The sequence below is a fragment of the Streptomyces sp. NPDC006544 genome (assembly GCF_040611715.1).
Taxonomy (GTDB): domain Bacteria; phylum Actinomycetota; class Actinomycetes; order Streptomycetales; family Streptomycetaceae; genus Streptomyces.
Window position 1 is genome coordinate 22,583 of the sequence record NZ_JBEXOV010000088.1, and the last position, 7,831, is coordinate 30,413.

The window sequence follows — 7,831 nt, forward strand, 5'->3', positions numbered from 1 at the left end:
CGTTACTGCTCCTTCCGCTCATTCATCCAGTCATTCAGGAGTGCCGTGGCCTTGTCGGTGAGCCGCTTGCCGTCCCACAGGTCCAGCTCCTTAGCTCGCTTGATGCGCTCCGAGAGAGTTGCCTTGCCGACCCCCAGACGGGCGGCCAACTCCCCTTGCGGTGCTGTCGTTCCGGTGCTCCGCATCCGCATCAGTTCGGCCACCAGCAGCGCGTAGTCCAGGTCCGTGCGACACCGCTTGGGCACGGGCCACGGCTCGTTCATGGCCCGGTCCTGCTGTTGGCTCAGCGCCGCCCGGAACTGCGCCTTGATCTCCGCGAACGGCACTTGCCGTAGAAGGCTGGCCGGGATGCCATCTGTCTCCAAGGCCTCCTCCATCAACTGGTCGATCTCGTCGCCGTTGCCGCCGACGTTCAGTCGGATTCTTAGTTCTGACGGCCCGGTGAACGGCGCTCCCACGTTCGCTCGCGCCGAGACCTCCCAGGGGCCGTAGTAGCGGCGCCAGACCAGCTCTTGACCGTCACGCCGCCACTCATTGACGGCGTCTACCTCTTCTGTGTTCACGTCCCCACCATAGCCGCACCCGAACTAGATGCAAGAGGTTCGGAGGGGTGGCGCGAGTCACTCGAATTGAACTTGACGCAGCATGTTCGGATGCTGGCACTCTGAGATCGCGCCGGACAGCAACGGGGGAACTGCCACCCACTGGGGCCGGCTTTGGGGGAGGACGGATGGACAAGAAGCTGATGACGGTGGACGACGTGGCGAGCTACCTCGGGAAGCCCCGATCTTGGGTTTACGGGGTCTGGCGTAGGGAGGGCATCCCATTCCGGAAGGTGGGGCAAGCCCTCCGGTGCCGCCCGACGGACCTGGAGAAATGGCTAGACCGGCAGGACTGAACAGCATGACGAATGGCGCCCCCGAGGCAATCGGGGGCTTTTTTGTTTCCCGAGGAGATCATGTGAACACCATGCCGCCGCTGAGCGACCGGAAGCGGGCCGCTTTGGAGCAACGAGCAGACGCCATTTTGGAGGCGGCAGGCGAGGAGGAACCCGAAGGGTGGCCCGAACCCTGGACGCAGCGGCCGGAAACGGAGTTCGAGCGGATAGCTGCGGCGCATACCGGAATGGTTCCTTTGGTAGTGGCAGCGCTTTGCGCGTCGCTGCCCGACTTCGACCCAGAGGCGGGGCGTCACGCCGTGGAAAGCATGATGCGAAAGCGTCTGGAACCAACGGAACCCGTGGCGCAACTCATCGACTCGGTAGATGATTCGGAACCGTTCGGTTCTGGGTTCACGATAGAACGCCGGAACTTCCCACCCGAGACGTGTCGATGGGACGGATGCGAAAAGCCGCTATACGCCTCCAAGGCGGACCGGGGAAGGGGCAAGCCTCGGAGGTACTGCGACCCCCACAAGAAGTCGTCCAAGAGCCGCACACAACGGCTCAGGCGCCGGGGAATCTACGTCGGCGTTCACCGAAATCTGTCCTACCGGCCAGGCGGCGAGAAGCCAGCCGCTCCAACCTGGTTGAAGACTCCGAAGGTCGGCGGCAGGAGCACGGACCAGCACCAGCAGTCCCGGGACGTGTGGGAGACGCTGAACTTCCCCCGAGCACTGTGAAGCATTTATTCAGAGACTATGGAGAGACGTTCTCTCTGGGGCCATGCACACTCGGCGGTGTGCCTCTGGCGCGGCCTACGGGCCGGGCAGTTCCTAAGTCGTTATGAGGCTCTGCGGACACCTCCCTGTGAGGGGAAACGTAGAGAAGACTCCTCCCTTGCTTCCTACTTGCATCGTTCACAGTGGGGGGTAAGGGGGGCAGTGTCTTCTCTTACGTTGTCCTCTTGTGAGGTGTGATGGGCCGCCTTGAGAGCGGCCCTTACTTTCTTCCCACTTGATTAGATTCTGAGGAGGTGTCGCCTGTGAGCGACCCACAGACTGATTCCCGTTCTTCAGCCCAGGTGCCGGCCGACGGTTCTGAAGTCGTTCGGGCCGAGGTGCAGCGTGAGTACGCCACCAAGCTCGCTAAGGCCGAACTTAGGACTCAGGCCGCCCAGGCCGGTATCAAGCTCGGTGACGGTTTCACCGACTATCTAGACGCTTCCAAGCTCCTCGGCGAGGACGGCAATCCGTCAGCCGAGGCAATCGGTAAGGCTCTGGCTCCACTTGCGGCAGCGCAGGAGCCGAAGTTTGCTCCCATTGCTGGAGCTGGCTACAACCGCAACGGTCCGCCTTCGGTCCGCAGCGTTTCCCTCGACGTCCGTAACCGCTAACCAGGAGTACCTATATGACCTTTGCTTACCAGTCCGCCGCTAGCAACACGTTCGTTCCGGAGATCTGGGATGCCGACCTGCTCACTCAGTTTGACCCACTGCTGGTCTGGGCTTCCCCGGTCGTTTCCAACAACAAGTACGAGGGTGAGATCAGGAAGAGGGGCGATGTTGTTCACATCAACTCGCTTCTGCGGCCCTCTGTCGGTGACTACAAGCTCCCGGACGGCATGACCGCCCAGCGACCGGAGACCGTAGATCAGAAGCTTCCGATCACTGAGGCCAAGTACCTCCAGGTCCTCATTGAGGACGCGGAGCGAGTCCAGGTTGCAGGCGGCCTCAGCTCCCCGATCAATCAGCAGATGATTCGGGCCCTTGCCCGGGAAGCCGACACGTTCATGGGCGGTGTCATCACCAAGGGCGCCACGGCACTCCCCAACGTCAAGCCGACCGCAGCGAACATCCCTCAGAGCCTCTACAGCACGATCCTGGACATGATGCTGGCTCTGGACGACAACGACATCCCGGCAGGCCGGTACGTGGTCGTCTCGCCGCGCGTGAAGCGCTACCTCGTGGAACACCCGGCCGTCGCCAACGCTGCCGCCTACGGCGAGGGCGGCGTAACTGCGAACGGTGTCGTGGCACGCCTGGCGGGCTTCACGATCCTGAGCACCACGGCCATGCCGACGGGCGTGGACATCGTGGCCGGACACAAGGAGTTCGCCACCTACGCTTCCCAGTTCTCTGGCTTCCGTGAGGGCCAGTCGGAGAAGTACCGGGCCGACTACATCGACACGCTCCACCTGTACGGCGGCAAGATCGTCCGCTACCCGGAGCTGGACACCAAGAAGGTGGATTCCACGTTCGATGAATCCAAGCCAACGAAGGGCATCGTCAAGGCCGCCGTCGAGTGGCCCGCTGCGGCCTGATCGACCGAACCGTCCCGGGCCCCTGCCTCATAGGCAGGGGCCCGTTCCATCCATTCTCCGCACAGCCGGCTGTAACTCCTGGAGGTCACACCATGCCGAAGATGCGTAACCCCATTTCTCCCCACTCCCGATACAAGGGGCTGGTCGAACTTCCGTGGGACCACGGCCTACCAGTGCCCGACATGCCGCCGGGCCGGGAGTGGACCGATGCGGAACGCGAGCAGTGGCGGCAGTGGTGGAGCGGCCCTCAGGCCAACATGTGGGACGAGTCGTTCATCCCGACTGTGGCGGTGATGCTCACCTACTTCAGCAACATCCTGGACGGCATGGCGACAAGCACACATCAGATGGAGTACCGGCACCTTGCGAGCTCCTTGGGGTTGACCGCAGAGGGCATGAAGCGGCTCGGCTGGGCCTTCCAAGGTGATGCGCAGTGAGCGCTCGCCGAGCGGTCAAGGCCGGGGCCGCAGGCACCCATGATGGCCAGCACAAGCCCGGCATCGAATGCCCCTCGGTAGATCCCCAGTGCTTCGGTTGCCTCCGAGAGTTCTCCGTTCACATCGGATGGCTTCTGACCGGCGATGCCCGTCCATGGGATGACCGGCTTGAACATGCGCCGCCACGTTGCTTCCCCTGCCGAGCCTGAGCAAGCGTTTGTCAGAGGCGCTCGCTACTGTCGCGCCACAAGCACGGCGGAAGGGGTGGAGTGGCAAGAAGGCGGTTCTACTGGTGGGTTCACATGATGGTCTTGTTCGCTCACAACGGTCGGTGCGTCTACTGCGGTGCGGAGTCTCGTGTCATGGATCACGTGATTCCGCTTGCTGGAGGCGGAGAGGACAGTTCCAAGAACCTGGTTCCAGCCTGTGACGACTGCAACTTGAGCAAGGGAGATAGCCCACTTCCCCAATGGATCATGCGGCGAGAATTCCAACTCCCCCGCCAGAGGAGCGCCACACCCCTGGGCGACATTCCACTCCTAGGCTCATACCAGGACGCTCACCAGGAGTGTGTGAGAACGATTCGCAGAGTTGAGTCCACGTGCCTCGAAATAGAAGATCCAGAGCGGCGAAAATGGTTCCGGAAGTGCTTTCCCGAAGCGCGCCCTCCCCGAGATAGGGCAGCAATAGATGAGTTGCGGCGCAGAGTTACTGAACAGGTACAGGTGGCCCAAGCTTCAGGCTTCTCAACCACTCCACGTCCCACCCGTTCTGAGCAGTCCGGTTTTGGCGATTTTAGTGAAATCATGGACGCCTTTTTTGGTGCCCGGTAACACTCCCAGGACCGAAGCTGCTCGACAAATTTCGAGCCGCTTCGGCATCTCCGTATTTTGATTGGCAAACGCGATGGAAGGAAGGCGCCCCCGGCGGTCCCTATTCGAAATAACGAAGGCATTACCCCGCGTATTCAAGTAATTAGAGTTATACATACGCTATCTGTTAGTTATCTGTCTGTGATTAGGAATTGGCAATGTCGATCACGTCGCACGGAGGGGTGCGGCAGTCGTGAGAGTGATGCTCCGGCCGGTTGGCTTCATGCCTTGCAGATTCCGAATCAAAGGATGCTGACGTGCGTAAGACTGTGCTCGTTCCCGTTCTCAAGACACTTTGTGACGCCCATCTGGCGAAGGATGGGAGCGAGCAAGAGGCCACGGACACGCTGACTCTGGGCGCCCGTGCGTGGGACCTGTGCGGGTCTCATGCCGAGAACTTTGGGCTGTACCTCGTGGATGCGCTGGGGGCGCCGGAGGGCGCAGCCGGCGAACCTGAGTCCACTGGTGAGCAGTCGCCTGTTGTGGCGGAGCGCGAGACGGAGGACGGGAGCCAGGATGCGAACGAGTCTGAGCCCGTTCCTTCCGTGATGGTGGCTGGTGAGATCCCGGGCTACGACTGGGAGACCGCGCGGGAAGCGGTGCGGAACCTGGGCTACGAGGTTGTTGGCCGCGCCGATGACAGCACGGTCCTGCTCATCCTGGGTGAGGGTGGGGAGCGCAACGGGACGAAGCTGCGGCACGCGTCTGAGCGTGGCATCCCCTGCATGGATGTCCGGGCCCCGGGCCGCTTCAAGGAAGCTGTCTGCGCTGGCGAGTTGGTCGGTGGTGACCTACTTCCCGAGCCTGCCAAGGTGGACCGTTCCGAGATGAGTACTCGGGAGCGCAACCGTGTGATCCGTGTCTGGGCAAGGCAGAACGGTTGGCCGAACCTCCCCGTCCAGGGTCGTGTCCCGATGAGCGTGCGCCATGCCTTTGAGCTGGCCCACCGGGAGCCCGTCCAGGGAAAAGCGGCAGCGGCCTGAGTGCCGCGCCCACGGTGACGGCCGCTGACTGCGGCCGTCACCCCGGCCCCAGTGACCTGAGCGTGTGGAAGAGCGCCAAGGCGTACGGGGCCGAGTCGAAGCCATCCAAGGGCGACTGCACGCCCGGTTCATGGGTCACCTGGACTACGCCCAAGGGTAGGCAGCGTACGGGGATCGTGAGCAACGACGCCGCCACGGTGGCCACCGTGCGGCGGCATGTCCCCATGGACAAGGGCACCCGCTGTACCGCCGTGATCATTCCGGCGGACGGGGGCGACGTGCTCCCACTGCTGCGCAAGACAGCCAAGGAGCCCAACGCCCAGACCAAAGACGGGGGCCGATGGCGGTCCGTCGTCCCTCTCAACCGAACCAACTCTCAGGAAGCGGCAGCAGCATGAGCACCCCTGTCTTCTACGGTCCGATCGGTCGAGCCGTTCGCAAGATCGCCCCCTTCCTCGAAGCGGACGCGTTGGGGGTGTACGTGGCTGCTCTGTCGATGTGGTCGGCTGCCATCGGCGGAACCGTCACGGTCTCCTCCCGTGGCTCCGCTCGCCCTGTTCTGCTGTGGTCGGCTCTGGTGGCCGGCACTGGACGCGGGAAAGGGACCGCGCTCCGGGCAGCGCTTCATGTCCTGGACCCTTCCCTGGGACGGTTCCTCGCTACGCACACCACCTCCGGGATCACCTCCGGGGCGAGTCTGGTCAATCACCTGTGGGAGCAGCAGGAAACGACCGCCGAGACAGAGCACGGGCGCGACGTCCGGGCCCTGGTGGTCGAAGAGGAATGGACGGAGATCTTGAAGCGGGTCAAACGTGACCCGTCGTTCACCACGAAACTCCGGGCCGCGTGGGACGGGGCGACGCTCCGCAACACCACGAAGGAAGAGGCCCAAGAGATCCAAGGCCCCGCCATGGTGCTCCACTCCCACATCACTCCGTCTGACTGGGCCAAGTACGTCGGTGAGTCCGAAGCGGCCGGAGGCTCGTACAACCGCATCCTGCCGTTCCTGCTCGGTGCTGTTCCGATGCTGGACGACGACCGTGTGAGCCTGCCCAAGGTGGACGGTTCCGAGCTGTCCGACGCTTACGGATGGGCCACCGCCCGACCCCATGTGATCACCCTTTCCGAGGATGCTCGCCCGCTGTGGCGGATTGTTCGCCGGTACGCGCGCATTTTGGGTGAGACCCTGCCCGAAGGGCAGGCGGTGTTCATTGAACGGACTGCGGAACAGACCCTGCGGGTAGCGGCCTGCCTTGCCGCTTCCGAGTGCTCCGAGACCATCACGGATGAAATCCTGTCCGCAGCCTTCACGCTCGTACGCCGCTCCGTCCAGGACGCGGTACGGATCACCAAGGGGGCCGACGCTCCGAAGGCGAAGCGGCAGCCGCTCAGTCTGGCGGACAAGGTACTGGCCCGGATCGAACTGAACGGCGGGCGGGCGACCTCCTCTCAGGTCCTCCCGTACGTGGGGGCGACCGCCGAAGAGGTCAAGGCGCTGCCCGGAATCGTCGTCACCGTGGAACGGTCAGGAACGACGGGCCGACCGGCCACCGTTTTCACACTCCGTGGTGATGCTCCCGTTCACACAGATCCTCAGCCGGCCAGCGCGGAGCGTGACGTGAAGCGCGCCACGGTCGTCCAGATGGACGCCTACCGCCCGGTTCCGAAGCAAGCACCCGTGGATATGGCAGTGCGGCGGCATGCCGCCCCGGTTTTCGATGCCAATCCGTTCCGCGCACTGCTCTGAACGATGCACCAAACGAATCAAGCCCCGGCCGGTCGGCTGGGGCTTGATTCGTTGCTTCGACTACTCCGGAGGACAGGGCAGATGGCGTTCAGCTCGGTTCGGTGAGCAGGTCGCTACGGCCACGGAGTGGAAGACCTTGTAGCTGAGGTAGTGGCCCGGTATGGCCGTCTCCCGCCTCTCAGTGGGCGGAAGTCCTCGTGACCCTCATGGCCTCAGCTATCTGCTCCACGACATCGGCGGGGAGCATCCCCAGATGGACGTAGGGCAAGCCGTTGTAGGTGACCGTGGGCCGCATTCCGACCCATGTGGCCTCAGGGACGCCAAGAGAGGCCAAGGCTGCGCGGAAGGATTCGAGTGCGTCGGTGGCTCGTGTGTGGCTGTCCCGCCACGTCTGCATGTCCATTACGCGGCCACACTCCGAGTGCTGGGGCACTTGTCGTGCCTGTAGCTGACAGCGGGCGCACCCGACGTGCGGTCAATAACTGCCCGGCGGACAGGGGGCCTTCCCCCAAGAAGGTGGGCACGCGGTTATTGATCACGCGGCGAGTGTGAGTCTAGCGGCGTGGTGTCGGCGTTCGTATTCGTCGGGGCTG

Annotated in this window: 10 protein-coding genes; 9 read left to right on the forward strand and 1 reads right to left on the reverse strand. The window is 63.4% G+C overall.

Annotated features, from left to right (window positions below):
* Positions 1-2: 2 nt before the first annotated feature.
* Positions 3-563, reverse strand: coding sequence for a hypothetical protein (locus ABZY44_RS29955; RefSeq protein WP_356659240.1), 561 nt, complete (start codon positions 561-563; stop codon positions 3-5).
* Positions 564-730: 167 nt separating this feature from the next.
* Here ABZY44_RS29955 and ABZY44_RS29960 point away from each other — a divergent pair, with 167 nt between their 5' ends.
* From ABZY44_RS29960 to ABZY44_RS30000, 9 genes are all read left to right on the forward strand, one after another.
* Positions 731-898 (forward strand): helix-turn-helix domain-containing protein, encoded by a 168-nt coding sequence (locus tag ABZY44_RS29960; protein ID WP_356659242.1) that lies wholly within the window; start codon positions 731-733, stop codon positions 896-898.
* A 62-nt stretch (positions 899-960) separates the two neighbouring features.
* Positions 961-1,620 (forward strand): hypothetical protein, encoded by a 660-nt coding sequence (locus ABZY44_RS29965; RefSeq protein ID WP_356659244.1) that lies wholly within the window; start codon positions 961-963, stop codon positions 1,618-1,620.
* 302 nt (positions 1,621-1,922) lie between these two features.
* Complete coding sequence (locus tag ABZY44_RS29970) at positions 1,923-2,273, forward strand: hypothetical protein (RefSeq protein WP_356659246.1); 351 nt, start codon at positions 1,923-1,925, stop codon at positions 2,271-2,273.
* A 14-nt stretch (positions 2,274-2,287) separates the two neighbouring features.
* Positions 2,288-3,199 carry a hypothetical protein gene (locus tag ABZY44_RS29975; RefSeq protein ID WP_356659247.1) on the forward strand — a complete coding sequence of 304 codons (912 nt, stop codon included), beginning with the start codon at positions 2,288-2,290 and terminating at the stop codon, positions 3,197-3,199.
* A 101-nt stretch (positions 3,200-3,300) separates the two neighbouring features.
* Positions 3,301-3,636 carry a hypothetical protein gene (locus ABZY44_RS29980; protein ID WP_356659249.1) on the forward strand — a complete coding sequence of 112 codons (336 nt, stop codon included), beginning with the start codon at positions 3,301-3,303 and terminating at the stop codon, positions 3,634-3,636.
* Between the two features lie 305 nt (positions 3,637-3,941).
* Positions 3,942-4,469 carry an HNH endonuclease signature motif containing protein gene (locus ABZY44_RS29985; RefSeq protein WP_356659259.1) on the forward strand — a complete coding sequence of 176 codons (528 nt, stop codon included), beginning with the start codon at positions 3,942-3,944 and terminating at the stop codon, positions 4,467-4,469.
* Between the two features lie 296 nt (positions 4,470-4,765).
* On the forward strand, positions 4,766-5,491 hold the full coding sequence (locus ABZY44_RS29990; protein WP_356659251.1) for a hypothetical protein: 726 nt from the start codon (positions 4,766-4,768) through the stop codon (positions 5,489-5,491).
* 176 nt (positions 5,492-5,667) lie between these two features.
* Complete coding sequence (locus ABZY44_RS29995; protein WP_356659253.1) at positions 5,668-5,889, forward strand: hypothetical protein; 222 nt, start codon at positions 5,668-5,670, stop codon at positions 5,887-5,889.
* Positions 5,886-7,238, forward strand: a complete 1,353-nt coding sequence (locus ABZY44_RS30000; protein ID WP_356659255.1) for a DUF3987 domain-containing protein — start codon at positions 5,886-5,888, stop codon at positions 7,236-7,238. The genes ABZY44_RS29995 and ABZY44_RS30000 overlap by 4 nt, the downstream gene beginning before the upstream one ends.
* Positions 7,239-7,831 lie beyond the last annotated feature (593 nt).